General features: G+C 65.8%; 32 protein-coding genes. 15 read left to right on the forward strand and 17 right to left on the reverse strand.

Going from position 1 to position 26249, the window contains the following annotated elements; all coding sequences use genetic code 11:
• Window positions 1–32: 32 nt before the first annotated feature.
• The 8 genes from QTI05_RS16360 to QTI05_RS16395 all read right to left on the reverse strand — a co-directional run bounded on the left by QTI05_RS16360 (window position 33) and on the right by QTI05_RS16395 (window position 5596).
• The gene (locus tag QTI05_RS16360) at window positions 33–752 is read right to left on the reverse strand and encodes a helix-turn-helix transcriptional regulator (RefSeq protein WP_286546015.1); all 720 of its coding nucleotides are present in this window, start codon (window positions 750–752) and stop codon (window positions 33–35) included.
• Window positions 752–1195 (reverse strand): MGMT family protein, encoded by a 444-nt coding sequence (locus QTI05_RS16365; protein ID WP_286622240.1) that lies wholly within the window; start codon window positions 1193–1195, stop codon window positions 752–754. The genes QTI05_RS16360 and QTI05_RS16365 overlap by 1 nt, the downstream gene beginning before the upstream one ends.
• Window positions 1195–1650, reverse strand: a complete 456-nt coding sequence (locus QTI05_RS16370) for a GyrI-like domain-containing protein (protein WP_286622241.1) — start codon at window positions 1648–1650, stop codon at window positions 1195–1197. Before QTI05_RS16370 ends, QTI05_RS16365 begins: the two co-directional genes overlap by 1 nt.
• 18 nt (window positions 1651–1668) lie before the next feature.
• Window positions 1669–2127 carry an EVE domain-containing protein gene (locus QTI05_RS16375; protein ID WP_286622242.1) on the reverse strand — a complete coding sequence of 153 codons (459 nt, stop codon included), beginning with the start codon at window positions 2125–2127 and terminating at the stop codon, window positions 1669–1671.
• Between the two features lie 5 nt (window positions 2128–2132).
• Complete coding sequence (locus tag QTI05_RS16380) at window positions 2133–2504, reverse strand: VOC family protein (RefSeq protein WP_286622243.1); 372 nt, start codon at window positions 2502–2504, stop codon at window positions 2133–2135.
• 157 nt (window positions 2505–2661) lie between these two features.
• Window positions 2662–4443, reverse strand: a complete 1782-nt coding sequence (locus QTI05_RS16385; protein WP_286546027.1) for a PhoH family protein — start codon at window positions 4441–4443, stop codon at window positions 2662–2664.
• A gap of 166 nt (window positions 4444–4609) precedes the next feature.
• Window positions 4610–5086, reverse strand: coding sequence for a peroxiredoxin (locus QTI05_RS16390; RefSeq protein WP_183027129.1), 477 nt, complete (start codon window positions 5084–5086; stop codon window positions 4610–4612).
• Between the two features lie 126 nt (window positions 5087–5212).
• A complete protein-coding gene (locus QTI05_RS16395; RefSeq protein WP_286622244.1) occupies window positions 5213–5596 on the reverse strand; it encodes an Mth938-like domain-containing protein in 384 nt (127 codons plus the stop codon).
• Window positions 5597–5663: 67 nt separating this feature from the next.
• Between QTI05_RS16395 and QTI05_RS16400 the strand changes: the two genes are divergently transcribed.
• Genes QTI05_RS16400 through QTI05_RS16425 form a run of 6 tightly spaced genes read left to right on the forward strand, consistent with a single transcriptional unit; the run spans window position 5664 to window position 11714 of the window.
• Window positions 5664–6887 (forward strand): pyridoxal phosphate-dependent aminotransferase, encoded by a 1224-nt coding sequence (locus tag QTI05_RS16400; protein WP_286546034.1) that lies wholly within the window; start codon window positions 5664–5666, stop codon window positions 6885–6887.
• 8 nt (window positions 6888–6895) lie between these two features.
• Complete coding sequence (locus tag QTI05_RS16405) at window positions 6896–8221, forward strand: homoserine dehydrogenase (RefSeq protein ID WP_286622245.1); 1326 nt, start codon at window positions 6896–6898, stop codon at window positions 8219–8221.
• A complete protein-coding gene (gene thrC, locus QTI05_RS16410) occupies window positions 8221–9636 on the forward strand; it encodes a threonine synthase (protein ID WP_286622246.1) in 1416 nt (471 codons plus the stop codon). The genes QTI05_RS16405 and thrC overlap by 1 nt, the downstream gene beginning before the upstream one ends.
• A gap of 21 nt (window positions 9637–9657) precedes the next feature.
• Window positions 9658–10203 carry a molybdopterin-guanine dinucleotide biosynthesis protein B gene (gene mobB, locus QTI05_RS16415; RefSeq protein WP_286622248.1) on the forward strand — a complete coding sequence of 182 codons (546 nt, stop codon included), beginning with the start codon at window positions 9658–9660 and terminating at the stop codon, window positions 10201–10203.
• Window positions 10196–11440: a molybdopterin molybdotransferase MoeA gene (locus tag QTI05_RS16420; RefSeq protein ID WP_286622249.1), complete on the forward strand. Its 1245-nt coding sequence runs from the start codon at window positions 10196–10198 to the stop codon at window positions 11438–11440. Before mobB ends, QTI05_RS16420 begins: the two co-directional genes overlap by 8 nt.
• Before the next feature lie 19 nt (window positions 11441–11459).
• Window positions 11460–11714, forward strand: a complete 255-nt coding sequence (locus QTI05_RS16425; RefSeq protein WP_286622250.1) for a MoaD/ThiS family protein — start codon at window positions 11460–11462, stop codon at window positions 11712–11714.
• A gap of 1 nt (window position 11715) precedes the next feature.
• Here QTI05_RS16425 and QTI05_RS16430 read toward each other — a convergent pair whose 3' ends face one another.
• The 3 genes from QTI05_RS16430 to QTI05_RS16440 form a co-directional block, all read right to left on the reverse strand.
• Window positions 11716–12402, reverse strand: a complete 687-nt coding sequence (locus tag QTI05_RS16430) for an RraA family protein (protein WP_286622251.1) — start codon at window positions 12400–12402, stop codon at window positions 11716–11718.
• Between the two features lie 35 nt (window positions 12403–12437).
• Entirely contained in the window at window positions 12438–13004 is a 567-nt protein-coding gene (locus QTI05_RS16435) for a YbhB/YbcL family Raf kinase inhibitor-like protein (RefSeq protein WP_444812928.1), read from the reverse strand.
• Window positions 13005–13187: 183 nt separating this feature from the next.
• The gene (locus tag QTI05_RS16440) at window positions 13188–13379 is read right to left on the reverse strand and encodes a hypothetical protein (RefSeq protein ID WP_286546042.1); all 192 of its coding nucleotides are present in this window, start codon (window positions 13377–13379) and stop codon (window positions 13188–13190) included.
• A gap of 431 nt (window positions 13380–13810) precedes the next feature.
• On the opposite strand from QTI05_RS16440, the gene QTI05_RS16445 reads away from it, so the two are divergent.
• Complete coding sequence (locus QTI05_RS16445; protein WP_286546044.1) at window positions 13811–14272, forward strand: YidB family protein; 462 nt, start codon at window positions 13811–13813, stop codon at window positions 14270–14272.
• Window positions 14273–14275: 3 nt separating this feature from the next.
• On the opposite strand, the gene dapA is transcribed toward QTI05_RS16445, so the two are convergent.
• Complete coding sequence (dapA, locus tag QTI05_RS16450) at window positions 14276–15163, reverse strand: 4-hydroxy-tetrahydrodipicolinate synthase (protein WP_286622252.1); 888 nt, start codon at window positions 15161–15163, stop codon at window positions 14276–14278.
• Between the two features lie 368 nt (window positions 15164–15531).
• On the opposite strand from dapA, the gene QTI05_RS16455 reads away from it, so the two are divergent.
• Complete coding sequence (locus tag QTI05_RS16455; RefSeq protein WP_286622253.1) at window positions 15532–16011, forward strand: molybdenum cofactor biosynthesis protein MoaE; 480 nt, start codon at window positions 15532–15534, stop codon at window positions 16009–16011.
• Between the two features lie 115 nt (window positions 16012–16126).
• Here the strand turns inward: QTI05_RS16455 and QTI05_RS16460 are convergent, their stop codons facing one another.
• Window positions 16127–17119 (reverse strand): Bug family tripartite tricarboxylate transporter substrate binding protein, encoded by a 993-nt coding sequence (locus QTI05_RS16460; RefSeq protein WP_286622255.1) that lies wholly within the window; start codon window positions 17117–17119, stop codon window positions 16127–16129.
• 120 nt (window positions 17120–17239) lie between these two features.
• Here QTI05_RS16460 and clpB point away from each other — a divergent pair, with 120 nt between their 5' ends.
• The 4 genes from clpB (at window position 17240) to arfB (ending at window position 21889) form a co-directional block, all read left to right on the forward strand.
• Window positions 17240–19864: an ATP-dependent chaperone ClpB gene (clpB, locus tag QTI05_RS16465; protein WP_286622256.1), complete on the forward strand. Its 2625-nt coding sequence runs from the start codon at window positions 17240–17242 to the stop codon at window positions 19862–19864.
• A gap of 18 nt (window positions 19865–19882) precedes the next feature.
• Window positions 19883–20203, forward strand: coding sequence for a hypothetical protein (locus QTI05_RS16470; protein ID WP_286622257.1), 321 nt, complete (start codon window positions 19883–19885; stop codon window positions 20201–20203).
• 94 nt (window positions 20204–20297) lie between these two features.
• Window positions 20298–21482 carry an acetyl-CoA C-acyltransferase family protein gene (locus QTI05_RS16475; RefSeq protein WP_286622258.1) on the forward strand — a complete coding sequence of 395 codons (1185 nt, stop codon included), beginning with the start codon at window positions 20298–20300 and terminating at the stop codon, window positions 21480–21482.
• Between the two features lie 5 nt (window positions 21483–21487).
• Window positions 21488–21889: an alternative ribosome rescue aminoacyl-tRNA hydrolase ArfB gene (gene arfB / locus QTI05_RS16480; RefSeq protein ID WP_286546055.1), complete on the forward strand. Its 402-nt coding sequence runs from the start codon at window positions 21488–21490 to the stop codon at window positions 21887–21889.
• Window position 21890: 1 nt separating this feature from the next.
• Here arfB and QTI05_RS16485 read toward each other — a convergent pair whose 3' ends face one another.
• A complete protein-coding gene (locus tag QTI05_RS16485) occupies window positions 21891–22196 on the reverse strand; it encodes a helicase SNF2 (protein WP_286546056.1) in 306 nt (101 codons plus the stop codon).
• A gap of 137 nt (window positions 22197–22333) precedes the next feature.
• Between QTI05_RS16485 and QTI05_RS16490 the strand changes: the two genes are divergently transcribed.
• The 3 genes from QTI05_RS16490 (at window position 22334) to QTI05_RS16500 (ending at window position 24149) form a co-directional block, all read left to right on the forward strand.
• Window positions 22334–22948 (forward strand): DUF3299 domain-containing protein, encoded by a 615-nt coding sequence (locus QTI05_RS16490; protein ID WP_286622259.1) that lies wholly within the window; start codon window positions 22334–22336, stop codon window positions 22946–22948.
• Window positions 22949–22982: 34 nt separating this feature from the next.
• A complete protein-coding gene (locus QTI05_RS16495) occupies window positions 22983–23345 on the forward strand; it encodes a DUF1428 domain-containing protein (RefSeq protein ID WP_286622411.1) in 363 nt (120 codons plus the stop codon).
• A gap of 72 nt (window positions 23346–23417) precedes the next feature.
• Window positions 23418–24149: a GntR family transcriptional regulator gene (locus tag QTI05_RS16500; RefSeq protein WP_286622261.1), complete on the forward strand. Its 732-nt coding sequence runs from the start codon at window positions 23418–23420 to the stop codon at window positions 24147–24149.
• A 22-nt stretch (window positions 24150–24171) separates the two neighbouring features.
• On the opposite strand, the gene QTI05_RS16505 is transcribed toward QTI05_RS16500, so the two are convergent.
• The 3 genes from QTI05_RS16505 to QTI05_RS16515 are packed head-to-tail and all read right to left on the reverse strand — an operon-like array spanning window position 24172 to window position 26244.
• Complete coding sequence (locus tag QTI05_RS16505) at window positions 24172–24909, reverse strand: amino acid ABC transporter ATP-binding protein (RefSeq protein ID WP_286622262.1); 738 nt, start codon at window positions 24907–24909, stop codon at window positions 24172–24174.
• The gene (locus QTI05_RS16510) at window positions 24887–25576 is read right to left on the reverse strand and encodes an amino acid ABC transporter permease (RefSeq protein WP_286622263.1); all 690 of its coding nucleotides are present in this window, start codon (window positions 25574–25576) and stop codon (window positions 24887–24889) included. Before QTI05_RS16510 ends, QTI05_RS16505 begins: the two co-directional genes overlap by 23 nt.
• Entirely contained in the window at window positions 25576–26244 is a 669-nt protein-coding gene (locus QTI05_RS16515; protein ID WP_286622264.1) for an amino acid ABC transporter permease, read from the reverse strand. The genes QTI05_RS16510 and QTI05_RS16515 overlap by 1 nt, the downstream gene beginning before the upstream one ends.
• Window positions 26245–26249: the final 5 nt, after the last annotated feature.

Raw genomic sequence — 26249 nt, forward strand, 5'->3', positions numbered from 1 at the left:
CTGCGGTGCCCGTGTCCGGTGGACGCGAGGCGCTATCTCAATGTCTTTTTGGGCAGCGATGGCGTGGCATCGCGCTCCGCCCGCACCTGGCGCAGCATGTCGGCCAGCGTCTTGCCGGCCTCGTCGCGGAAACGCTCCGGCAGCACCTCGAGGCCGTCGATGCGGTCGACGCGGAAGCCGCGAAAGTCGTTGCGCAGTTCGCACCAGGCCGAGAGCGTCCAGACCTTGCCCCAGTAGAAGCAGCCGAGCGGCCGCACCGTGCGCTCGCTGGGTGCGTCGCTCACGTCCCGGTACGTCAGCCGCAGCTTGTGGTGCGACTGCACCGCTTCGCGCAACGCCTGCAGGTGCACCCGTGCGCCGTCGTCGAGCGCCAGCGCCGGCGCATAGAGCGCGATGGCTTCGGCCGACACACGCGCTCCCGGCGGCAGCACCGACAGGATCTTGCCGAGCGCGGCTTCGATGTCGCGCGCCATCGCGGGGTCGACCCAGCTCTGCGCCATGCGGGCGGCCGCAACCAGTGCGCTCGCTTCGTCCTGCGTGAACATCAGCGGCGGCAGGTCGAAGCCAGGGCCAAGGCGATAGCCGACACCGGCTTCCCCTTCCACCGGTACGCCCTGATGCTGAAGATCGGCCACGTCGCGGTACACAGTGCGCTCCGAGACCTCGAGCCGCTGCGCGAGAAATGCCGCGGTCGTGAGGCGCCGCCCGCGAATGAGCTGCACGATCTGGAACAGGCGGTCGGCACGGCGCATCAGACGAGTTTTCTCTCGAAGTCTTCGACGAAGTAGCGTCTGCCGCGCTGCACGACGGTATGGCCTTCGGCTTCGAGCCGGTTCATCTGCGCCTCGATGCCTCCCGGGTATTTGGGATTGAGTTCGCCGCCGATCTTCAGCGTGCGCCACCAGGCTGTTGTTCCATGCGCCTGCGCTACCGCGTGCGCCACCATGTGCGCAAAGATCGCCGTCGTGACGGTGCAGCCGATCGTTGCGTGGTGCCGCGCTGCGATGCCTTCGCCGATCCGGAACACCGTGGCGAGGCGGCCCGCCGGCACGCTGCGCATCGCAGCCTCGACCTCTTGCGGCGAAGGCGTGGCAATCGTGCCTTCGCCGCGGCGCTTGCGCATCGCCTCGGGAATCGGCTTCACGCTCGGCAGATCGGGGTAGCTGGCGAGACGAGCCTGCCAGCTCTTTTTCATCACGCGCTTTCCACGCCGATGCAGACCACCGCCGAGACGGGGCTGGTGTAGGCCTCGAAGTCGCTGCGGTAGCGTCGCTTTACTTCGGGATGCGCTTCGAAGTACTGCCAGACCTGGGCCCAGGCGTCGAGCACGGCCTGCGGCATGACGCCGCTGGCGTTGAAGACGAGGTAGTCGCCGGCTTCGACCTGCACCGTCGCACCCTCGGTGACGGCGACACCGGCGGTGACATCGAAGGCGCCGTGCGCATCGGATTCATAGCCCGAATACACGCCGAAGTTGCGCAGATCCGCGGTGTCGCGGTGCGGCGTCCGGCCCATCACGTTCTCGCCGAAGAAGCGGGCCCAAAGGCCGGGGATGCGGCCACTGCCGGGGACGACTTCTTCGCGGTTGGTGGTGCGCACCGAAAGGCCGGCAACGGCGAAGGCGTTCTGGTACTGGCGGATGGGTTCCATGTCTTTTCTCCAGTGGGTTCAAAGGCCCTGTGACAACGCATCGGCCCGCATGGCCGTGGCAATCAGTTGCATGTCGTGGTCGTTGATCTCGAACAATCCGAAGCGGAATTTGCTGCCCCAACGTTTCGGATCTTCGACGAAGTCGAAGGCCTCGATCAGCGGCGCGATCGGCGCCTCCTGCGCCGGCGCATAGCGTACATCGCGTCGCCACGGTATGAAGCCGCGGCCCATGTCGACCTGGTAGGGTTCGCCGGGCTGCACGACGCCGATCGAGACGAAGCTCTGCAGCCTGTCGGTGCCGCCGTACACCGTGGCCGGCGCGTAGTAGGCGACCCGGTCGCCCGGTGCGACGCGCGTCAGCGGCGCACCTTTGCCATGACCGACCTGCATGAAGCCGATCGGCCGGTGGTCGCGTCCCAGCCGCGCATGCTCGGCGCTGGCAATCGCGATCCAGTTGCGTGGCGTGCGAGTGCTCATCGGGCTCAGGCGAGTGCGTGCAAGCCAACCTCGTTGCCTTCGGTGTCACGCAGATGGGCGATGAAACCCATGCCGGGCGGCAGGGCCGATTTGGGCGACACGATCTGACCGCCGGCGGCCTCGATGCGCGACAGCACCGCGTCGATGCCCGGCATGCAGTCGAGGTAGACACGGATGCCGCTCGCCGCTGTTGCGCTGGCATTGCCGCCGGCTTGCAGGGCGCCGCCAACGCCCGGCTTTTCGTGCGGAAACACGGCCAGCACGTCACCGCCGAAGTTCTCGCGCCGCAGCGGCCGGCCCAACACGGTTTCGTAGAAGCGCTGTGCGCGATCCATGTCGGTGACCGGGATCTCGAACCAACTGATGGCGTTGTTCATTTCAGACTCTCTTTCTTGGGTTGTGAAGGGAGCCCTGATGGTGCGAGGGGGCTGCTGACAACGTCGTGTCAGGAGCTTGTCATTTCAGACGAAAAAAAGGCCCGAGCCGCCCGGAAGGGCGTGCGCGGGCGGCTGTGAAAGTGAGAGCGTCAGGCGTTCAGAGTACTTCGCTCGCAAAGTCCGCCAGCCGCGAGCGTTCGCCGCGCGCCAGCGTGATGTGGCCACCGTGCGGCCAGCCCTTGAACTTGTCGACCGCGAAGGTGAGGCCTGACGAGCCTTCTGTCAGGTAGGGGGTGTCGATCTGCGCGAGGTTGCCCATGCAGATGATCTTGGTGCCGGGGCCGGCACGTGTGATCAGCGTTTTCATCTGCTTGGGCGTGAGGTTCTGCGCCTCGTCGACGATCACGTACTTGTTGAGGAAGGTGCGGCCGCGCATGAAGTTCATGCTCTTGATCTTGATGCGGGAGCGGATCAACTCGTTGGTGGCCGCGCGGCCCCATTCGCCGGCACCGCCGCCGTCGCCCTTGGCCAGGAACTCGAGGTTGTCGTCGAGTGCACCCATCCACGGGCCCATCTTTTCTTCTTCGGTGCCGGGCAGGAAGCCGATGTCTTCGCCGACGCTCACGGTGGCACGCGTCATGATGATCTCGGTGTAGCGGCGGTCGTCGAGCACCTGGGTCAGGCCGGAGGCCAGTGCCATCAGCGTCTTGCCGGTGCCGGCGGTGCCGGTGAGCGTGACGAAGTCGATCTCGGGATCCATCAGCACATTCATCGCGAAGTTCTGTTCGCGGTTCTTGGTGGACACGCCCCAGACCGCATTCTTGGTCGAGGCGTAGTCCTTCAGCGTCTTGAGCACTGCGGTCTTGTCGCGGATTTCGGTGACACGGGCGTACATGCTCGGCTCGCCCGGTGCTTCGAAGTAGACGAACTGGTTGATATAGAGGTTCGGCACGATCGGGCCGGTGATCCGGTAGAACGTGGTGCTGCCGCTCTGCCAGCTTTCGACCGTTTTGCTCTGGCGCGTCCAGAAATCGGCTGGCAGGGCAAGCGAGCCGGAGTAGAGCAGGTCGCCGTCTTCGAGCGTCTTGTCGTTCTGGTAGTCGTCTGCCGCCAGCCCGAGCGCGCGCGCCTTGACGCGCATGTTGATGTCCTTCGACACCAGCACCACTTCCTGCTTCGGATGGCCGGGCCGATCCTTGGCATAGAGGTCGCGTAGCGCCTGCACCACGCCGAGGATCTGGTTATCGGCCTTGCCCTGCGGCAGGCTGGTGGGCAGCGAATAGTCGAGTGCCTCGGTCTGGAAGAACAGCTTGCCGCCGGCGCCACGGTGGCCGGTGGTGTCGAGCTTCAGGCCCTTGGCGATGTCGGCATCCCTGGCGCCGGCCAGCGCGTCGAGCGTGCGGCTGGTCTGGCGACCGTTGCGCGCGACTTCGGTCGTGCCCTTCTTGTGGCCGTCGAGCTCTTCGAGCACGATCATCGGCAGGTAGATGTCGTGTTCCTCAAAGCGGAACAGGCACATCGGATCGTGCAGCAGCACATTGGTGTCGAGCACGAACAACTTGGCCATGCCGTTCGACCGGGTACGGCGCGGACGGGGGCTGTCCTGTTGCGCGGCGCGTGGGCGCGCGGCCGGCGCTGGCACGGCCGGCGCCGGTGCCCGTTCGGCGCGGGCCTGCGGCGGTTCCGGTGCGCGCTCGACCGTTACCGGCCGGGGCTTGGTCTCGATCTGCCGCATGGTTTCGGCAGCGGGCGCGCCGCCGGCAGCGTCATGCCGCGCATCGAACAGTTCCAGCGGCTGCGGCCCGTTGCTGCGCGGATCCTCCGCATGCCGGCTGCCGCCGCTGCGTCGCGGGCCTTTGGACGACGAATGCGCTGGCGCGTCGAGCGCGTCGGGCGTCAGCAGGGCGGCGCGTTTCGTGGGGGCGGGAGGCAAGGGCATGGAGTGGTTTGCTCGCAAAAAAGAAGGAACCAGAAAGCGAAAAAGCCGCCTGGCGAGCCGGGCGGCTTTGTTCGGGGAGCGCGGTTGTTGCGATCAACGGCATGGAACCACTATACACGTCCCATGCGATGTCGATTCTGCTCGCGGCGAGAAAAACAACACTGTTTCAGGCGGCCTTTTTGAGGGCCTTGACGGCCTTCAGCACGTCGTCGACATGGCCCGGCACCTTGAGGCCGCGCCATTCGGCCTTGAGAATGCCGTCGGCGCCGATCAGGAAGGTGCTGCGCTCGATGCCCTTGACCTTCTTGCCGTACATGATCTTGTTCTTGACCACGCCGAACATGTGGCACATCTTTTCTTCGGTGTCGGCAATCAGTTCGAACGGCAGTTCGAGCTTGGCCTTGAATTCGTCGTGCGACTTCATGTTGTCGCGCGAGACACCGAAAACGGTGGCACCGGCTTTCACGAAGTCCTTGTAGCGATCGCGGAACTGCATCGCTTCGGTGGTGCAGCCGGGTGTGTTGTCCTTGGGGTAGAAGTACATCACCAGCACATGACCGAGATGGGAGGTGTTCGACACCTTCAGACCGCCGGTCGCGTTAGACTCGAATTCGGGAATGGGTTTGTTGACAACGATCGCCATGAAACTTGTTTTCTCCGTTATGGTTCCCGAAGGAGGATTGGTCGTTGCTCATTGACGGCCAAGAGAGGCCGATTGAGGGCCGCAGGCCTGTTCGCAACCGGCGATTTTAACCCGAAACGCCCCTCGTTAGCCACCCGAAGGGCTCTCGACAATGAGGGCTGCCAGCACGTGGCGCCCTTCGCCGGCCAGGATGTTGTAGGTGCGGCAGGCTGCCGGTGTGTCCATCGTCTCCACGCCGGTGCGCCGGGCCATCAGCGACTGCAGCCATTGCGGCTTCGGAAAGCGGATGCGCTCGCCGCTGCCGAAGATGACGAGTTCGGCACCGAGCGACGCCAGCTGCGCAAAGTGCTCGGCCTTCAGATCCTCGAAGCGCGCGCAGTTCCATTCGAACCGTTCGCCGCGCGAACCGAGCACCACGCTGTGTTCAACCTTCTCGTTGTTGATGGCGACCCAGCCGGGGCCGTGCGCTGTGAGGGTCTGGACGTCGGATTTGTCGGGCTGGAGCTTCATCGGAAGGGGGGTGGAACTGTGGTCAAATTATAGGTTTTCCCCTGTGACAGCTGCCCCCGGAGGGCCTTTGAAAATACTCAAGAAATCGGCCAAGCTGGCCAACGTGCTCTATGACGTCCGCGGGCCGATCGTCGACGCCGCCAAGCAGATGGAAGAGGATGGCCAGAAGATCATCAAGCTCAACATCGGCAACATGGCGCCGTTCGGCTTCGATGCGCCGGAAGAGATCCAGCAGGACATGATCCGCAACCTGCCCGACTCGGCAGGTTACTCGGACAGCAAGGGCATCTTCGCGGCGCGCAAGGCCGTGATGCACTACACGCAGCAGCAGGGCATCGAGGGCGTCACCCTCGACGACATCTACCTCGGCAACGGCGCAAGCGAACTGATCGTGATGGCGACCAACGCCTTGCTCGACGACGGCGACGAACTGCTGGTGCCCACACCCGACTACCCGCTCTGGACGGCCGCCGTGTCGCTTTCAGGCGGCAAGCCCGTGCACTACCTGTGCGAGGAAGAGAACGGCTGGCTGCCCAGCCTGAGCGACATCCGCACCAAGATCACGCCGCGCACGCGCGGCATCGCGGTCATCAACCCCAACAACCCGACCGGCGTGCTGTACCCCGACGAGTTGCTGCGCGGCATGGTTGCCATCGCGCGCGAGCACAACCTGGTGTTGCTGGTCGACGAGGTCTACGACAAGGTGCTCTACGAGGACGCCAAGCACACCGCCATGGCCAGCCTGTCCACCGATGTGCTGACGCTGACCTTCAACTCCCTGTCGAAGGCCTACCGCTCCTGCGGCTACCGCGCCGGCTGGATGATCGTGTCGGGCCCCAAGAGCGATGCGGCCGACTACATCGAAGGCCTGAACATGCTGGCCAACCTGAAGCTCGGCTCCAACGTGCCGGGCCAGTGGGCGATCCAGACCGCGCTCGGCGGCTACCAGAGCATCCATGACCTGGTGAAGCCGGGTGGCCGGCTGCGCCGGCAGCGGGATCTGGCCTACGAGCTGATCACCGCCATTCCCGGCGTGACCTGCGTCAAGCCGCATGCGGCGCTCTACATGTTTCCGCGGCTGGATCCGGCGATGTACCCGATCGCCGACGACCGCGAATTCTTCATGCAGGTGCTGCGCGAAACGCGGGTGATGCTGGTGCAGGGCTCGGGCTTCAACTACCCCGACAACCACCATTTCCGGATCGTGTTCCTGCCGCACGAAGACGACCTGCGCGAGGCCATCCACCGCATCGCCAAATTTCTCGAACGCTATCGACAACGCACGCAATGACTGAATCCATGAAACCCATCCAGGTCGGCCTGCTCGGCATCGGCACCGTCGGCAGCGGCACCTTCAACGTGCTCCGGCGCAACCAGGAAGAAATCAAGCGCCGCGCCGGTCGCGGCATCGAGATCACGATGGTGGCCGACCTCGACACCGCGCGCGCCAGCGCGGCCGTGGGCGAGGGCGTGCAGGTGGTGAGCGACGCACGCGCCGTGATCGCCAACCCCGACATCGACATCGTCATCGAACTCATCGGCGGCTACGGCATCGCGAAGCAGCTGGTGATGGAAGCCATCGCCGCCGGAAAGCATGTGGTCACGGCCAACAAGGCACTGCTGGCCGTGCATGGCACCGAGATATTCGAAGCTGCGCAGGCCAAGGGCGTGATGGTCGCGTTCGAGGCAGCGGTGGCTGGCGGCATCCCGATCATCAAGGCGCTGCGCGAAGGCCTCACGGCCAACAGCATCCAGTGGATCGCCGGGATCATCAACGGCACGACCAACTTCATCCTCTCGGAGATGCGCGACAAGGGCCTCGACTTTGCGACCGTGCTGAAGGAAGCGCAGCGCCTGGGCTATGCCGAAGCCGATCCGACCTTCGACATCGAAGGCGTCGACGCTGCGCACAAGGTCACGCTGATGAGCGCGATCGCGTTCGGCATCCCGGTGCAGTTCGCCAAGGCGCATGTCGAGGGCATCACCAAGCTTGCGGCGCAGGACATCAAGTACGCCGAACAGCTCGGCTACCGCATCAAGCTGCTCGGCATCACCCGCCGCGCCGCCGGCGGCATCGAGCTGCGCGTGCATCCGGCGCTGGTGCCGGCCAAGCGCTTGCTCGCCAACGTCGAAGGTGCGATGAACGCGGTCGTGGTGCATGGCGACGCGGTCGGCACCACGCTCTACTACGGCAAGGGCGCCGGCAGCGAGCCGACCGCCAGCGCGGTGATCGCCGACCTGGTCGACATCACGCGCCTGCACACGGCCGACGCGGCGCAGCGCGTGCCGCACCTGGCTTTCCATCCCAATGCAATGAGCGACCACCTCGACGTGCTGCCGATGCGCGATGTCGTGACCAGCTACTACCTGCGCCTGCGCGTGGCCGACGAGGCCGGTGTGCTGGCCAGGGTCACCGGGCTGCTGGCCAATGCCGGCATCAGCATCGATGCAGTGCTGCAGCGCGAGGCCGATGAAGTGGGCGGCGAGGGCTCGACCCAGACCGACCTGATCATCCTCACGCACGACACGAAGGAAGGCACGGTCGACGATGCACTGGCCGAACTGCAGGCGCTGCCGTCGGTGCTGGCGCCGATCGTCCGCATCCGCAAGGAAGAGCTGAGCTGATGCGCTACCTCTCGACCCGCGGCGATGCCACGCCGCGCAAGTTCTGCGACATCCTGCTCGAAGGCCTGGCGCCCGATGGCGGGCTCTACCTGCCCGACCACTATCCGCAGGTCGACTCCGCCACGCTCGCGAAATGGCGCGGGCTGCCCTACCACGCGCTCGCGTTCGAGGTTCTGTCGCTCTACATCGACGACATTCCGGCGGCCGACCTGAAGGCGCTGTGCGCGAAGACCTACACCGAAGACGTGTTCGGCACGCCCGACATCGTGCCGCTGCGCGAACTCGAGGACGGCGTCTACCTCGAGGCGCTGTCGAACGGCCCGACGCTCGCCTTCAAGGACATGGCGATGCAACTGCTCGGCAACCTGTTCGAGTACGAGCTTGCGCGCCGTGGCGAACAACTCAACATCCTCGGCGCGACCAGCGGCGACACCGGCAGCGCGGCCGAGTATGCGATGCGCGGCAAGCAGGGTGTGCGCGTGTTCATGACCTCGCCCGAAGGCCGCATGAGCGCATTCCAGCAGGCGCAGATGTTCAGCCTGCAGGACGCGAACATCCACAACCTGGCGATCGCAGGCGTGTTCGACGACTGCCAGGACATCGTCAAGGCGGTGTCGAACGACCTCGACTTCAAGCGCAAGTACAAGATCGGCACGGTCAACTCGATCAACTGGGCGCGGCTGCTGGCGCAGGTGGTCTACTACTTCGCCGGCTACTTCCAGGCGAGCGCGAGCAACGACAAGCCGGTAAGCTTCACGGTGCCTTCGGGCAACTTCGGCAACGTCTGCGCCGGCCACGTGGCGCGCATGATGGGCCTGCCGATCCACACGCTGGTGGTCGCCACCAACGAGAACGACGTGCTCGACGAGTTCTTCCGCACCGGCGTCTACCGCGTGCGCGCGGCGGCCGACACGCATGAAACCTCGAGCCCGTCGATGGACATCAGCAAGGCCAGCAACTTCGAGCGCTTCGTGTTCGACCTGCTGGGCCGCGATGGTGCCAGGCTGCGCGCGCTGTTCGAAGGCGAACTGGGCCAGTGTGGCCGCTTCGACCTGAGCGCCGATCCGGCCTTTGCCGAGGCCGCGACGCGCTTCGGTTTCCGCAGCAGCCGCAGCACCCATGCCGACCGCCTGGCCACGATCCGCGACACCGACAAGCGCTTCGCGACGTTGATCGACACCCACACGGCAGACGGCCTCAAGGCCGCACGCGAGCACCTCACGCCCGGCGTGCCGATGGTGGTGCTCGAGACGGCGCTGCCCATCAAGTTCGCCGAGACCATCGTCGAGGCACTGGGCCATGAGCCCGACCGCCCGGCGCGCTTTGTCGGCATCGAGGCGCTGCCCAAGCGCGTCGTCAGCTTGCCGGCCGACGCGCACGTCGTCAAAAACTACATCGCCCAACACTGTGATTGAACAAACGACCGGCGGCCGCGCATGAAAGTCATCGGGTTCGCGGGCTATTCCGGGTCGGGCAAGACCACGCTGGTCGAGCGCCTGATCCCGGTGTTCAGGCTGCACGGGCAGCGTGTGTCGGTGGTCAAGCACGCGCACCACAAGTTCGACATCGACCATCCGGGCAAGGACACGCATCGCCACCGCGAAGCCGGTGCCTTCGAAGTGGTGGTGGCCTCCGATCGTCGCCTGGCCTTGATGCGCGAGTTCGAGCAACCCGCGCAGCTCACCGTGCATCAGCTGATCGCCGAGCTGTACAACGGTGTCGACTGGGTGCTGGTCGAGGGCTTCAAGCACAGCGACCTGCAGAAGATCGAAGTCTGGCGCGCCCCGGCCCCCGGCGAGACGGCCCGCCCGGCGCGCTACCCCGAAGACGACTTCGTCACCGCCATCGCCACCGACGCGCCTGACAGCCTGCCGGTGCCGACCGGGCTGCCCGTGTTCGACCTCGACGATGCCGAGGCCATCGCGCAGTGGCTGATCGACAGCGGCGAGCGCTTCGAATACAACGACGAACTCTATGGCTGATCCCAAACGTCCCCCGTTGATGCCGCTCGACGAGGCGCTCGCGAGCCTGCTCGCGAAGGCAACGCCCATGCTCGGCAGCGAGAGCGTCTCGACCTTCGATGCCGACGGGCGCGTGCTCGCGCAGAACCTGGTGTCGGCCCTCACCGTGCCACCCCGTGACAACAGCTCGATGGACGGCTACGCGGTGCGCATGGCCGATTGCGCAGCCCCCGGTGCGGTGCTCGCCGTGGCGCAGCGCATTCCGGCCGGCAGTGTCGGCGGCCCGCTCGCGGCCGGCACCGCCGCACGCATATTCACCGGCGCGCCGATTCCCGAAGGCGCCGACGCCGTGGTGATGCAGGAAGACACGACTGCCTTGCCCGAAGAAGGCTCGCTCGGCCGCGTGCAGGTCGATCTGGCGCCGGCAGTGGGCCAGTGGATCCGTCGCGCGGGCGAAGACGTGGCCGCCGGCGACGTGGTGCTGGCCCGAGGCGAGCGCCTGACGCCCGCCGCGCTGGGCCTGGCGGCCAGCGTGGGCTTCGACCGCCTGCAGGTCGCGAAGCGTCCGCGCGTTGCACTGCTGTCGACCGGTGACGAGCTCGTGATGCCGGGCGAGGTGGCGCCCGCAGCCATGAAGCCCGGCGCGATCTACAACTCCAACCGCTTCTTCATGCGGGCGCTGCTGCACCGGCTCGGCTGCGAGGTCAACGACCTCGGCATCGTGCCCGACAACCGCGAAGCGACCATCGAGGCGCTGCGCGGTGCGGCCGAAGCCAGCGACCTGATCATCACCACCGGCGGCGTTTCGGTCGGCGAGGAAGACCACATCAAGGCGGCCGTGCAGGCCCTGGGCGAACTGCAGCTCTGGTCGCTCTCGATGAAGCCCGGCAAGCCCTTTGCCTACGGCCGCATCGGCAGCACGCATGTGACTGGGCTGCCTGGCAATCCGGTTTCGAGTTTTCTGACCTTCCTGCTGCTGGTGCGGCCGTTCCTGCTCACCTTGCAAGGCGCGACACGCGTGGCACCGCAGCCCATAGCCGTGCGCGCCGACTTCGACTGGCCGCGCGCGGACCGGCGCCGCGAGTTCCTGCGCGCCCGCCGCAATGCCGCGGGTGGCCTCGACCTGTTCGGCAACCAGAGCTCGGGTGTGCTCACCTCGACGGTCTGGGGTGATGGCGTGATCGACACACCCGCCGGCCAGGCCTTCAAGGCTGGTGATCTGGTGCAGTTCATCTCGTTTGCGTCGCTGCTCGCATGATGCTCGCCCCCCTGGCACTATGAAACGCGTCCGAATCCGGTATTTCGCCTCGGTGCGCGAGGCGCTCGGCAAGAGCGACGAAGCGCTCGACACCATGGCGCCCACGCTGGCTGCGCTACGCGACGAACTGATCGCACGTGGCGAACCCTATGCGGGTGCACTCGCGCGCGGCAGGGCGGTTCGCATGGCGCTCGACCAGGTCATGAGCGCCGAAAGCGCCGGGCTGGAAGAGGGCAGCGAGGTCGCTTTCTTCCCACCCGTCACTGGCGGCTGATTCACATCACTCCGAAGGTCTCGAGCGCCTTGCAGGCGCTCATGCCGCCGCGGATCGCGTCGGCCACCTTGTTCTCGGTCCGCACCTTGTCCAGCGCCTTGGCCACTGCCTCGACCTCGACCGTGCGCGGGATCACGATCACGCCTTCGCGGTCGCCGAACAGCAGATCGCCGGGCGCGATGCGCACACCGTCGATCTCGATGGTGCAGCGGTAGTCGATGACCTGCCCGCGCACGCCCTGATCCTGCGCATAGGTGCCGCGGCAGAACACGGTGAAGCCCAGCGCCTCGATCTCGTTGGCGTCGCGCACGTAGCCGTCGAGAATGGCGCCGGCCGCCTGGAGGTGCTGCGCGCGCGTCGACATCAGCCCGCCCCACAGCGCATAGCGCAGCGACGAACCGGTCGCGATGTAGATCTCGCCGGGCTGGAGGTCATCCAGCGCCTCCAGCATCAGGCCGAAAGGCTTGCCCGAGAGCGGCCCGGCCGAGCGCGTGCCGTCGCTGATGACGTCGGCCTCCAGCACCGGCATGGCGCGACCGATGATGCGCATCGACTTCTCCAGCGGCGCAATGCCGGCGGGCAGAAACTGGTGCTGATAGCCCAGCGTGTCGAGCACGTCGCCCACGGCGGCAACGAACAGCTCGTCTCGCATCTGCTGGAACAGGGCTGCGTCGTTTCGATCGGTCATGGTGTCTCCGTGGTTGACGGAAAACACGGACGCGCCTATTTCGAGCGCCCGTACTTCGCCGTGAAGGTGGCTGAGGCAAGCTTGTTGGCATTGATCATGTAGCCCACCAGCGCCGCGGTACCGTCGGGCGGAATGTCGAGCTTGTCGGTCTTCAGCGCGTAGATCGTGAACACATAGCGGTGCGGCTTGTCGCCCTTCGGCGGACAGGCGCCGCCGAATCCCGGTGCACCGAAGTCGGTGCGTCCCTGCACGCTGCCGGCAGGCAGGTCTTTGCCATCGGGCACGCCTGCCCCTTCCGGAAACCCGGTGGCGGTCGCAGGGATGTTGTAGACCACCCAATGCCACCAGCCTGACCCGGTCGGTGCATCAGGGTCGTACACCGTCACAGCGAAGCTCTTGCTGTCCTTGGGCGCACCACTCCACTTCAGTGCGGGCGACACGTTCTTGCCCGTGCAGCCGAAGCCGTTGAAGACCTGGGCCTCGGTGAGCATGCTGCCGGGCTTGATGCTCGGACTGGTCAGCACGAAGCCGGCGCCATGCGCGAGCGATACGCACATTGCCAACCCGGCGGCTAGGGAGGTCGAACGCAACGTCGAATGCATCATCATTTCTTCCCTTCTTGAGCAAAGCGGCTTCATGCCGCGGAGGGTTTTGAAGTATGAACTCGTTCTGTGTGCATTGGCCATCGTCACGACGCGCTGCCGCCTTCGGCATCGCGGTCGAGATGGTCTCAAAGTTCGAAGCCAGGGATGGGTTTCAGCCTTTCAGGCAGTGACCATCCGTGCTCACCGCGCAATGAACAGTGCCGTGAGCACCAATGCAATTGCGAGCGCGGCAAAGGAGAAATTGCGCCGCCATCCAGCGGCGCGCTGCTCACGCTCCTGGAATCGATGCTCAAAGGTCAGCTCGTCCAAGCGGGAAGGGGCGCTATCGAGGTGCGCGGCGAAGCGGTTGTGAGTATTGAATCGTTTTGCCATGATGTGAAATTTTCGAAGTGTCACCATCCCGCAAGTGACTTGAGCGACCACGCAAACGCCACCATGAGGGCGATGATCAGGACGGAGCCAACCCAGGTGGATCCGTCTGTTCGGCCATGCAACCTGCGCTGCGCGGAATTGAGCGGGGAGTGCTCGCGCCGATCTGGCTTGTCCGTCCACCAACCGTAGTTGGTATCTGTCGTGGATGGCGGGGGTTTCATGTAGTTAATAGTGCTACAAGTAATGCTTTTGGTGTAATTTAATGCGTGAAGGATTTCACGCTTGACCCCCTTGGTTTCGTGCTGGCGTGCGCCAAGCTCCAGTTCGCCTGGCCGCGCAGTGACCGGTCGCCGGTAGCCGACGTGAAACCGCTTTTCCGGCGATGCGATGCAAATTGCGGCGCTCCCGGCCAACCTTCTTAGGAGACGATCATGAGCCTGCTATCCCAGATCCTCGGCGGCCTCGCCGGCAGCGCGCTCGGCGGGCGCAATGGTGCCCGGCGCGGCAGCGGGCTGAGTCCGGTGCTGATGGCCTTGTTGCCGGTCGTCCTGGACATGCTGAGTCGGCGCGGCCGCCAAGGGGACGGCGGCGGTGGGGGTGGTTTGGGCGAACTCCTCGGGCGCCTCTCGCAGCGGGGCTACGGTCAGCAGGCGGCGTCGTGGGTGGGCACCGGCTCGAACGAGCCGCTGCCGCCGCGGGCGATCGACGATGTGTTCGGTGAGGATGAACTGCAACAGATGGCGCAGCAGGCCGGAATCAGCAGCGACGAGGCGAGAGCCGGCCTCTCCGAGCTCCTTCCCGACGTGGTCGACCATTTCACGCCGGGCGGCACCATGCCCGAAGGGAATACGCTGGCCGACAGCGTCGATGACTACCTGAGGCGTCTGTCCTGATGGCTACGTAAGCGCGGCGCGCAACGCGGCCAGCCGCTGGCGCGTCGGCTCGGTGGCGGCGGTCATGGGCGAACGAAGCGTGTCGCCCATCAGGCCCTCAAGCGCCAATGCCGCCTTGAGCGGGCCGGGATTTGGCTCGGCGAACAGCAGTTCAATCAGCGGCACCAGCGGTTGCCACAGTGTGCGCGCCTCGTCGAGCTTGCCTTCGCGCAGCCATCGCACCATGCGGACGAAGTCTTCGGTGCGCAGATGGGCGCTGGCCGCGATCGCACCCGCACCGCCCTCGGCGACGGTGCCGAAGAGTTGCGCGTCTTCGCCGGCCAGTACCTGCAGCCGGCCGTCGGCGATCAACGCGCGGGTCTTGGCCGGATCGCCGCCGCAGTCCTTGATGGCGACGATGTTCGGGTGCGCGGCCAGCGTGAGCAAGGTTTCGCGGGCCAGGGTGGCGCCGGTTCGGTAGGGAATGTCGTAGAGCACCAGCGGCGCCGCGCTCGCATCGGCGATGGTGGTGAACCAGTCGATCAGGCCTTGTTGCGACGGGCGGATGTAGTGCGGTGCGGGCACCAGCAGGGCTGCGAGCGTTTCGCGGTTCAGGCGTTGCACCCAGGCCAGCGTCTGCCCCAGGTGGTAGCCCGAGAGGCCCATGATGCGCGGCAGCGCGGGCGCTGCTTGCGCCACGGTCGCCAATGCGGCGAGTTGCTCGTGCTCGTCGAGTGCAGCCGCTTCGCCGGTCGAGCCGCAGACCACCGTGCCGGTCACGCCGGCCGCAGCGAGGCGCCGCGTCAGGCCGGCCAGGGCGTCGTGGTCGACCGCATCGTCGGCGTCGAAGGGCGTGACGAGTGGCACCCAGAGGCCGGCCAGGTCAGTGGAAGGGGAAGGAGAGATGGACACGCGGATTTCCTTTCAGGAATCGACCGATGGAATGAACCATCGTCGGGTGCGCGCACATCAACTCATCGGGGGCCGCAAGGCTCCTGCAGTTCCGTCGCTCATCCGACGACGGAACCGCAGCTCCGGTCAGACGAGCATTGGTTTTTTGGCTTTGCCGACCCGGCGCACGCCGACCTGGCCTTCGAACGAAGGCTGGCGGTGGGGTGCGAGACGGGCAGGCATGGCGTGCACTGTAGCGGCTAAGGCCGGGGGCCGGGCGCGCTGCGTTGCGGGCTCACGACACGGCCGCCGTCGCGGCTGCGCGCAAGTGGCAATGGCGTGGCGGTTGGCATCGGCGGATTGTGGAGCGTCGGTGCCACAATTTGGGCATGCCTTCGCTCGCCCGGGTTTCCGTCCAGACTGCCGACTTCGACGTCGGCGCAGAGATCGCCGCGCTGCGCGCCGGCGATGCGCGCGTCGGCGCAGTCTGCAGCTTCATCGGCACGGTGCGCGATCGCAACGACGGCACTTTGGTGGCTTCGATGGAGCTCGAGCACTACCCCGGCATGACCGAGAAGGCGATCGAGGCCATGATCGACGAGGCCGTGCGCCGCTTTGACATCCTCGGCGCGCGCGTGATCCACCGCGTTGGCCTGCTGCAGCCGCTCGACCAGATCATGATGGTCGCCGTGGTGTCGGCGCACCGCGGCCAGAGCTTCGAGGCCTGCGAATTTCTGATGGACTACCTCAAGACCCAGGCGCCGTTCTGGAAGAAGGAACAGACGCCCGAAGGCGCGCGGTGGGTCGATGCACGCGTTACCGACGATGCAGCCCTTGCGCGCTGGGGTATCAAGTCCATCAACGCTTGACCACTCTGTTCGTGGGCTGCCGCGGAACCGGCTCCGCCGGGCCGCTGGCAGCGCCCCCGGCAGGGGGTGGGCGAAGGCGACACGCAGTGCGCCGTAGCTTGGGGGCGAGCGATAGTTACAGCGGCTTGAAACCCGACGCCTGGATGATCCGCTCCCACGCCTGCGTGTAGGTGCGCACGCGGCCGGCGAACTGGCCCTGCGGCTCGTAGGCGACGTTCAGCCCCAGGGTGGTGAGCTTCTGCTTCACGTCGGGCATCGCCAGCACCTTTTGCAGCGCGGCGCCGAAGCGGTCGATCACCGGCTGCGGAGTGCCCACCGGTGCGAAAACGCCGTAGTACGGGTAGTCGTCCAGGTTCGGAAAGCCCAGCTCGCTGAAGGTCGGCACGTTGGGCAGCAGCGGTTGGCGCTTGGCTCCGATGACCGCCACGATGCGCACCTTGCCGGCCTTGTGGTTCTCGATGAAATCGGGCACCGATGCAATGCCGGCACTGATCTGGTTGCCCAGCATGTCGGCCGTCATCGGCGCGCTGCCGCGGTAGGGCGCGGACTGCACGTCGATCTTGTATTTGTCGCCAATCATCTTGACCAGAAACTCGGGGATCGAAGCAGGTGCAGGCACGCCGATGGTGTCCTTGCCGCCGCGCTGCGTCCTGACCCACTTGACGTACTCGTCGATGGTCTTCGCCGGCGTGCCGCCCGACACGGCCAGCACGTTCGCGAAGGTGGCGAAGCCGGCCACCGGCACGAAGTCGCTCGCGGGGTTGAAACCGGCGCTCTTCACGACCTGCGGCAGGATCGAGATTGAATGGTCGTGGCTCAAGAACAAGGTGTGGCCGTCGGCCGGCGCGGCCTTGAGCGCCTGCGCGGCGATCTGGCCGCCGGCGCCGGCGCGGTTCTCAACCACCACCGGCACGCCCAGCTCGTCCTTGAGCTTTTCACCCAGCGTGCGGGCAATCGCATCGGTGCCTGCGCCCGCCGGAAAACCCACCAGCAGCTTGATCGGTGTACCTTGCGCTTGCGCAATGCCCGACAGACTGGCCGCTGCTAGAAACAAGCTGGCCACCAGTGCGTGGCGCAGCGTACTGACGCGCGGTGTTGAAAAAACCATGATCGACTCCATGCAATGGATTGAATGATGACGCCGCACGGTGCAATAGCCGTGCCCGGACGCGCGCAGCGCCCTTGAATCGCGCCGCAACAGCCCTATTTTGAGTGCAGGAATCCAACCATGCGACAAGACAAACTCACCACCAAATTTCAGGAAGCGCTGGGCGATGCGCAATCGCTCGCGCTCGGCAACGACAACGCCTACATCGAACCGGCCCACTTGCTGGCGGCGATGCTGCGGCAGGACGACGGCCCGCGTGCGCTGCTGGAGCGCGCTGGCGTCAATGTGCCCGGACTGGCGCAAGCCACCGAAGCCGCGATCAAGAAGCTGCCGCAGGTGCAGGGCCACGACCAGGTGCAGGTCGGCCCCGAGCTCGGCAAGCTGCTGCAAGCCACCGAGAAGGAGGCCATCAAGCGCAATGACCAGTTCATTGCAGGCGAGTTGTTTTTGCTCGCGCTGGCCGACAGCAAGGCCGACATCGGCAACCTGGCGCGCAGCCAGGGCGTGACGCGCAAGTCGCTCGAAGCCGCGATCGACGCGGTGCGCGGCGGGCAGGGCGTGAACAGCGCCGACGCCGAAGGCCAGCGCGAGGCGCTCAAGAAATACTGCATGGATCTGACCGAGCGCGCACGCTTGGGCAAGCTCGATCCGGTGATCGGCCGCGACGAGGAAATTCGCCGCGCCATCCAGGTGCTGCAACGCCGCACCAAGAACAACCCGGTTCTGATCGGCGAGCCGGGTGTGGGCAAGACCGCCATCGTCGAAGGCCTGGCCCAGCGCATCGTGGCCGGCGAGGTGCCAGAGTCGCTCAAGGGCAAACGCGTGCTGTCGCTCGACATGGCTGCGCTGCTGGCCGGCGCCAAGTTCCGCGGCGAGTTCGAAGAGCGCCTGAAAACCGTGCTGAACGAACTCGCAAAGGACGAGGGCCAGACCATCGTCTTCATCGACGAGTTGCACACCATGGTCGGTGCCGGCAAGGCCGAAGGCGCGATGGATGCGGGCAACATGCTCAAGCCGGCGCTCGCGCGCGGTGAGCTGCACTGCGTGGGTGCGACCACGCTCGACGAATACCGCAAGTACATCGAGAAGGACGCCGCGCTGGAGCGCCGCTTCCAGAAGATCATCGTGGGCGAACCGAGCGTCGAGGCGACCATCGCGATCCTGCGCGGGCTGCAGGAAAAATACGAGCTGCACCACGGCGTGCAGATCACCGACCCGGCGATCGTCGCCGCGGCCGAGCTGTCCGATCGCTACGTGACGGATCGTTTTCTACCCGACAAGGCGATCGACCTGATCGACGAGGCGGCCGCCAAGATCAAGATCGAGATGGACTCCAAGCCCGAGGTGATGGACCGTCTCGACCGCCGCCTCATCCAGTTGCAGATCGAACGCGAAGCCGTGCGCCGCGAAAAGGACGAGTCCTCGCAGAAGCGTTTCGGGCTGATCGAGGAAGAGATCACCAGGCTGCAGAAGGAAATCGCCGATTACGACGAAATCTGGCAGGCCGAGAAGGCCCAGGCCCAGGGCAGCGCGAACGTGCGCGAAGACATCGAAAAGATCAAGTTCCAGATCGAGGAGTTCACGCGCAAGGGCGATTTCAACAAGGTTGCGGAGTTGCAGTACGGCCAGTTGCCGGGCCTTGAAAAGCGCTTGAAGGAAGCCGAGGCGAGCGAGGCCAGCAAGGGCAAGTCGAGTGTGCACACGCTGCTGCGCACGCAGGTCGGCGCCGAGGAAATCGCCGAGGTCGTGGCGCGCGCCACCGGCATCCCGGTGTCCAAGCTGATGCAGGGCGAGCGCGAAAAACTGCTGGTGATGGAAGGCAAGCTGCACGAGCGCGTGGTCGGCCAGGACGAGGCCATCGCCGCCGTTGCCAATGCGATCCGCCGCTCGCGCTCGGGCCTGTCCGACCCGAACCGTCCCACCGGCTCGTTCCTGTTCCTCGGCCCCACGGGCGTCGGCAAGACCGAGCTGTGCAAGGCGCTCGCCGGCTTCCTGTTCGACAGCGAAGACCACCTGATCCGCATCGACATGAGCGAGTTCATGGAGAAGCATTCGGTCGCGCGCCTGATCGGCGCGCCGCCCGGCTACGTCGGCTACGAAGAGGGCGGCTACCTGACCGAAGCGGTGCGCCGCAAGCCCTATAGCGTGCTGCTGTTCGACGAGATCGAGAAGGCGCACCATGACGTGTTCAACGTGCTGCTGCAGGTGCTCGACGATGGCCGGCTGACCGACGGCCAGGGCCGCACCGTCAACTTCAAGAACACGGTGATCGTGATGACCAGCAACATCGGCTCGCCGCTGATCCAGGCCATGGTCGGGCAGCCCGCCGAGGAGATCAAGGAGGCGGTGTCCGACGAACTCAAGAACCACTTCCGTCCCGAGTTCCTGAACCGCATTGACGAAACCGTGGTGTTCCATGCGCTCGACGCGAAGAACATCGAATCGATCGCCGCGATCCAGCTCAAGGTGCTGCAGCAACGCCTGATGAAGATGGACATGACGCTCGACGTGTCGCCGGCGGCACTGGCCGAGATCGCCAAGGTCGGCTTCGACCCGGTATTCGGCGCGCGGCCGCTCAAGCGCGCGATCCAGCAGCGCATCGAGAACCCGTTGTCGAAGCTGCTGCTCGACGGCACTTTCGGGCCGAAGGACACGATTCACGTGGCCACCGACCCGATCCAGTCGCCGGGTCAGTTCAGTTTCAGCAAAAAAGCCGGGGAACAATTGGCGGATGCCGTTGCCTAAACGCTGATGCTGAACTTCTTGCTCCGCGCGGTTCTGTTCCTGGTGGGCCTGGTGCTCGCTGCCAGCCTGGCCGCGGCCGTGCTGCTGCTGGCGGCTTTCTGGATGATCGGCGCCGGCTGGGCGCGCCTCACCGGCAAGCCCGTCAGGCCCTGGGTCATGCGCTTCAACCCGGCTAGCGGCTTCGATCGCTTCCGTTCGGCGGCGAGGCCGGCCGAGCCGAGCGCTGCCGACGTGACCAATGCGCGTGCGCGCGGCGAGTCGGTGAAAAGCCCTGTTGCTCTGGGCGCGGCCGACGACGTGACCGACGTGCGCGCGCGGCCGGTGTCCGGCAACGACTGACCGGCCCCCAAGGCGAGGCGGGGCTTCGCCGGCTGCGTTGGTCGAGTTGCTGAACGCGCGCGTTCACAATGCTCATCTTGACCAGGAGCAACTCATGACCCAACGCGACATCTTCGTGGTCGGCACCGCCCGCACCGCCATCGGCACTTTCGGCGGCGCGCTGAAAGACGTTCCCAACACCCAACTGGCCACCACGGCGGTGAAGGCCGTGATCGAGCGCAGCGGCGTTGCACCCGACGCGATCGGCCACGTCGTGATGGGCAATGTGATCCCGACCGACGTGAAGGACGCCTACCTCAGCCGCGTGGCCGCCATCGACGCCGGCTGCCCGATCGAGACACCGGCCTTCAACGTCAACCGCCTGTGCGGCTCCGGCCTGCAGGCGATCGTCTCGGCAGCGCAGGCCATTGCGCTGGGCGACTGCGACATTGCGATTGGCGGTGGCTCCGAATCGATGAGCCGCGGCCCGTACTTCGACACCTCGGCGCGCTACGGCGCGCGCATGGGTGACGCGGTGCTGGTCGACTACATGCTCGGCATCCTGCACGACCCCTGGGAAAAGATGCACATGGGCATCACGGCCGAGAACGTGGCGGCGCGCTACGGCATCACGCGCGACCAGCAGGACGCGCTGGCGGTGCTGAGCCAGCAGCGCGCGGCCGCAGCCATCGCGGCCGGCTACTTCAAGGCGCAGATCGTTCCGGTCGAGGTCAAGACGCGCAAGGGCGTCTCGCTGTTCGACACCGACGAACACGTGCGCGCCGACACCACGCTGGAGACGCTGGCGAAGATGAAGCCCGCGTTCAAGAAGGACGGCCTCGTCACCGCCGGCAACGCCTCGGGCATCAACGACGGAGCGGCCGCCGTGGTGCTGGCCGAGGGCGGGCGCGTCAAGGCGCTCGGCCTCAAGCCGCTGGCGCGCCTGGTCGGCTACGCGCACGCGGGCGTCGAGCCGGCCTACATGGGCATCGGGCCGGTGCCGGCGACGCGCAAGGTGCTGGAGCGCACGGGGCTGAAGGTGAGCGATCTCGACGTGATCGAATCGAACGAAGCCTTCGCGGCGCAGGCCTGCGCGGTCATCAAGGAGCTGGGCTTCGACCCCGCCAAGGTGAATCCGAACGGTTCCGGCATTTCGTTGGGCCACCCGGTGGGTGCGACCGGCGCGATCATCACGACCAAGGCGATCGCGGAACTGCATCGCACCGGTGGGCGCTATGCGCTGGTGACGATGTGCATTGGCGGCGGGCAGGGCATTGCCGCCATCTTTGAAAGAGTTTGAGCGCGATGGCCTCCGCGCAGGTTGACGAGCGAGAGGTCGAGTTCAGCGCGATCCGCGCGCAGGGTGCGGGCGGCCAGAACGTCAACAAGGTGTCGAGCGCGGTGCATCTGCGCTTCGACATTCCGGCCTCGTCCTTGCCCGAGGGCGTCAAGGAGAGACTACTGGCGCTGCGTGATTCGCGCATCACGCAGGAGGGCGTACTGGTGCTCAAGGCCCAGCAGCACCGCAGCCAGGAAATGAACCGAACCGATGCGCTGGCGCGGTTGCAGGAGCTGGTCGACAGCGTGGCCGTGGCGCCACGGGTGCGGCGTGCGACCAAGCCGACCTACGGCTCGAAGCAGCGCCGCCTGGAAGGCAAAAGCCAGCGCTCTGCCATCAAGCTGCAGCGCGGGCCCTTGCGGGATTAATTTACAGGGTGCCGACTTCGCCGTAGGCGGTGAGCTTGCCGGTGCGTACCGCCAGCGTGGCGGCGGCGCGCACGTCGCCGCGGTCGGCGCTCGACTTGAAGTTGTCGGTGCCTCGCGAGCCGCGCGTCACGTTCTGGTTCGCGGCATGCGCCGCGGCCACGGCTTCGGCGGCCACATCGGCACGGCTGCGCTGGGCGCTGGTTTGCTGCACGCCCTGATAGTCTTCCGCGTGGGCAGTTCCCGTGGCGGCCAGCAGCGCGAAGGCGGCAGCGGCGAGGAGGCGGGTGGTGGTGGCAGTGGCGTTCATGTCAGGTTTCCTTCAGACTGCGGGTTCAGGCTTCGCGGTTGTCCGTTCGCCTGCTTTCCCATGGACTGAAGTGTGAATCGCAATGCCTTCCGGATCGAGAGGGCGCAGGGAACCACGGTGTTCCCGGAATCGAAACAATGAACCTGCTCCGAACTCCTTTTTGCGCGCTGGCTGCGGCGGCGCTGCTGGCACTGGCCGGGTGCGATCCGATGGTGAAACCCAAGGCCGCTGCCGCCCTCACGAATGCCCCAGTGCCCGTGGTGGTGGCTGCCGCGGCACCGGCCGCACGCGACATCCCCTGGGAAGAACTGATCCCGAAGGCCTGGGATCCGACCAAGCGCTTTCGTGGCGTGAACCTCGACAACCTCAAGGACAACGACCCGCGCGCCAGGCAGATGCTCGAAGACCTGCGTGCCACCTGGGACAACGCCCCCGTCAACACCGCGCTTGACGGCGAGGCCGTGCGTTTGCCGGGCTTCGTGGTGCCGTTGGAGAGCGTCGACGGCGCGATCAAGGACTTCCTGCTGGTGCCTTATTTCGGCGCCTGCATCCACACGCCGCCGCCGCCGGCCAACCAGATCATCCACGTGCTGGCCGCCACCCCGCAAAAGGGCTTGCGTGCGATGGACACCGTTTGGGTCAGCGGCACGCTGGAGGCCGCGCGTTTCAACTCGGGCGAAATGGGCGTCAGCGGTTACCAGCTGAAGCAGGCAAGGGTCGAGCCTTATACGGAGAAGCCGCCGCAGTCCTAGCATGGGCGCCTGCAACTTCCCGCCAAGGAGATTCATCATGGCTTATGTCGACGGATACGTTCTGGCGCTGCCCAAAGCCAATGTGGAGAGCTACCGCGCCATGGCGCTCAAGGCAGGCGCGATCTGGCGTGAACACGGTGCGCTCGAATACCGCGAATGCGTTGCCGACGACGTGAAATCCGGCAAGCTCACGTCGTTTCCGCAAAGCGTGCAGCAAAAGGACGACGAGCTCGTCGTGTTCTCGTACATCGTGTTCGAATCGCGCCAGCATCGCGACGAGGTCAATGCCAAGGTCATGAGCGACCCGCGGCTGACCGAGATGATGGATCCGGACAAGCTGCCGTTCGATGGCAAGCGGATGTTCTGGGGCGGGTTCGAGACGCTTGTGACCCTCTGAGAGCCAAGCGCGGCCGAAGGCCGTATGCTTCACACCCTGCATTCCATTGCATACATTGTGTGAACAAAGCATATGAAATCCAAGGTCGCGTCTTCCGTCGCAACGCGTGCAAATCCCAAACTCGCCGCCTTGCGCCGTGCGCGTGTTGGCGTCGACGAGCCTTCCAACCTGACTGATCGCGCCTATTCAGTCGTGCGCCGGCTGATTCTGCAGCGTGAACTGACGGGCGGCGAGGTGCTGGTCGAAGGCCGGCTCGCCGAGCGCCTGGAAATGTCGCGCACGCCGTTGCGCGAAGCGCTGCTGCGGCTGGAGGGCGAGGGCCTGCTGGTGCGGGCCAATGCGCGCTCCTACGCAGTGCGCCGCATCACGGCCTCGCACTATTTCCAGTGCCTGCAGGTGCGGGAACGGCTCGAGGCGCAGGCGGTATCGCTTGCGATGGGGCGTGTGCCGGTGGCCGACGTGCAGCGCCTGCGCGACAGCATTCTTGCGCTCGACTCCACGCAGCAAGGGTCGAGCCACTGGCAGGCCGACGACCAGATCCACGGCCTCTTCGCACGCGCGTCGGGCAACGAGATGCTGGCCGAAACGATCGCGCACCTGCGCGTGCTGTGCCGCCTGTTCGAGGTGGTGGACCCGTTCAACCGCATCGAGGAAGACCGCACGGAGCACCTTGCCATCCTCGATGCCTACGAGGCCAGGGACGATGCGCGCGCCGAGCAGGCGGTGGTAGCGCACCTGCGCAACCTCGGGCGCTACACGATGTCCAGGCTCAGCAACGGCATGGTGTCCGACTTCGCCGCCTGAGCGCAGCGCGCCCGGCGCGTGTTCAGTGGCGCAGGATCTTGCCGACGAATTCGCGCGTGCGGGCTTCCGTCGGCCGATCGAACAGGTCGCGTGGGCCGCCGACCTCGACCACGTGGCCGGCGTCCATGAACACCACCTTGCTCGACACCTCGCGCACGAAGCCCATCTCGTGCGAGACGATGAACATGGTCATGCCGTCCGCCGCCAGCAGGCGCACCGTGTCGAGCACTTCATTGACCAGTTCCGGGTCGAGCGCCGCCGTCACCTCGTCGAGCAGCAGGATCGCCGGCTGCAGGGCCAGCGCGCGTGCGATTGCCACACGTTGCTGCTGGCCGCCCGAGAGCTGGTCGGGGTAGGCGCCGAGCTTGGCGCCCATGCCGACCTTTTCGAGCAGTTGAACCGCATAGGCCTCGACCTCCTTGCGGGGGCGGCCCTTGACCTTGATGGGGGCGACGGTCACGTTCTCGAGCACCGTCATGTTCTGGAACAGGTTGTACTGCTGGAACACGATGGCCATCTCCGAGCGGATGCGGCGCAACTGCTCGCGGTTGCGGTAGTCGAGCGGCTGGCCGTCGATGCGCACCTCTCCGCTGATCGGCGGCAGCAGCCCCATCAACACGCGCAGCAGCGTGCTCTTGCCGGAGCCCGAAGGGCCGATCAGGCTGACGATCTCGCCCTTCTCGACCGAGAGGTTGATGCGCTCGAGCACGGTGTGCGCGCCGTAGTTGGCCTTCAGGTCAACGATTTCGAGTTGGGGCAAGACGCGCCTCCAGGTATTTGCCGAAACGCGCGAGCGGATAGGACAGCATGAAATAAAGAACGAGCACGGTGCCATACACCAGCGTCGCGGAAAAGCCCTTGTTGTTCATCGTCTTGCCGGCAAAGGCCAGCTCTACCACGCCGATCTGGGAGGCCAGCGCCGTATCCTTGATGAACAGCACGAAGAAGCCGAACACCGGCGGCAGGATGATCTTCCAGGCTTGCGGCACGATCACCATGCGCAGCATCTGCAGGTAGCTGAAGTTGAGCGTGATGGCCGCGTCCCACTGGTTCTGGTGCACCGACTCCATGCCGCTGCGCACGATCTCGGCGATAAAAGCGGTGGCGATCAGGCACACGCTGATCAGCGCCACGGTGAACATGCTCAGGTCGGCACTCAGCCCCTGGAAGATGAAGAACACCAGCATCAGCGTGACCAGGAACGGAATGCGCCGGAACAGCTCCGTCACCAGTTGCACCGCGAAACGCAGGGGCCTGAGCGCGGGGCGCGTGCTCAGCCGCACCGCCGCCAGCACGAAGCCGAGCGTGAATCCGACGATGCAGCCGATCGCCGAGAGCGCGAAGGTCACGCCGAGCGCCTTCGCAAAGAAGAGGAGGTTGTAGTAGCTGAAGAAGCGTGGCAGCTCATCCACGATCTGCTGCCACATCAGAACCACCTCATCTTGGCGCGGAAGAAGCGCTTGCCCACGAAGGCCAGCGACAGCGTGGCGATCAGCGTGATCACGATATAGAGCACGGCTGCCACCGAGAACACCTCGACCGAACGGAAGGTCTCGGAGTTGATGTTGTAGGCGCGGCCGGTCAGTTCCTCGACGCCGAACACGGCGGCCATCGAGGTGCCCAGCGTCATCAGGATGTACTGGTTGGACAAGGGCGGAAACAGAACGCGCACGATGTGCGGCAGGATCACGTAGCGAATGGTCTGCATGCGCGAGAAGCCCAGCGTCTCGGCCGCTTCGAGCTCGGGCCGACGCACCGACTCGAAGCCGGCGCGCTGGATTTCGGTGAGGTAGGCACCGGCATTGAGCGTCATGCCGATCAGCACGGCCTGGTAGGGCGACAGCACGATTCCGGCATCGGGCAGGGCGAAGAAGATGAAGAAGATCTGGATCAACTGCGGCGTGTTGGTGAAGAACACGACGTACGCGCCGACGACGCGCCGCGCCCACTTCGGGCCATAGGCCCGCACGGAAGCGCCGGCCAGCCCGATCAGCATGCCGAACGCGAACGCGAGGAATGCGATCTGCAGGCTGAGCCAGGCGCCGGCGATCAGGTAGGGCAGCCGGTCGAGCACCGGCGTGAAGTCGAACTGCAAGGGAG

This window comes from Variovorax fucosicus (assembly GCF_030316825.1).
In the GTDB taxonomy this organism is placed as follows: Bacteria; Pseudomonadota; Gammaproteobacteria; order Burkholderiales; family Burkholderiaceae_C; genus Variovorax; species Variovorax fucosicus.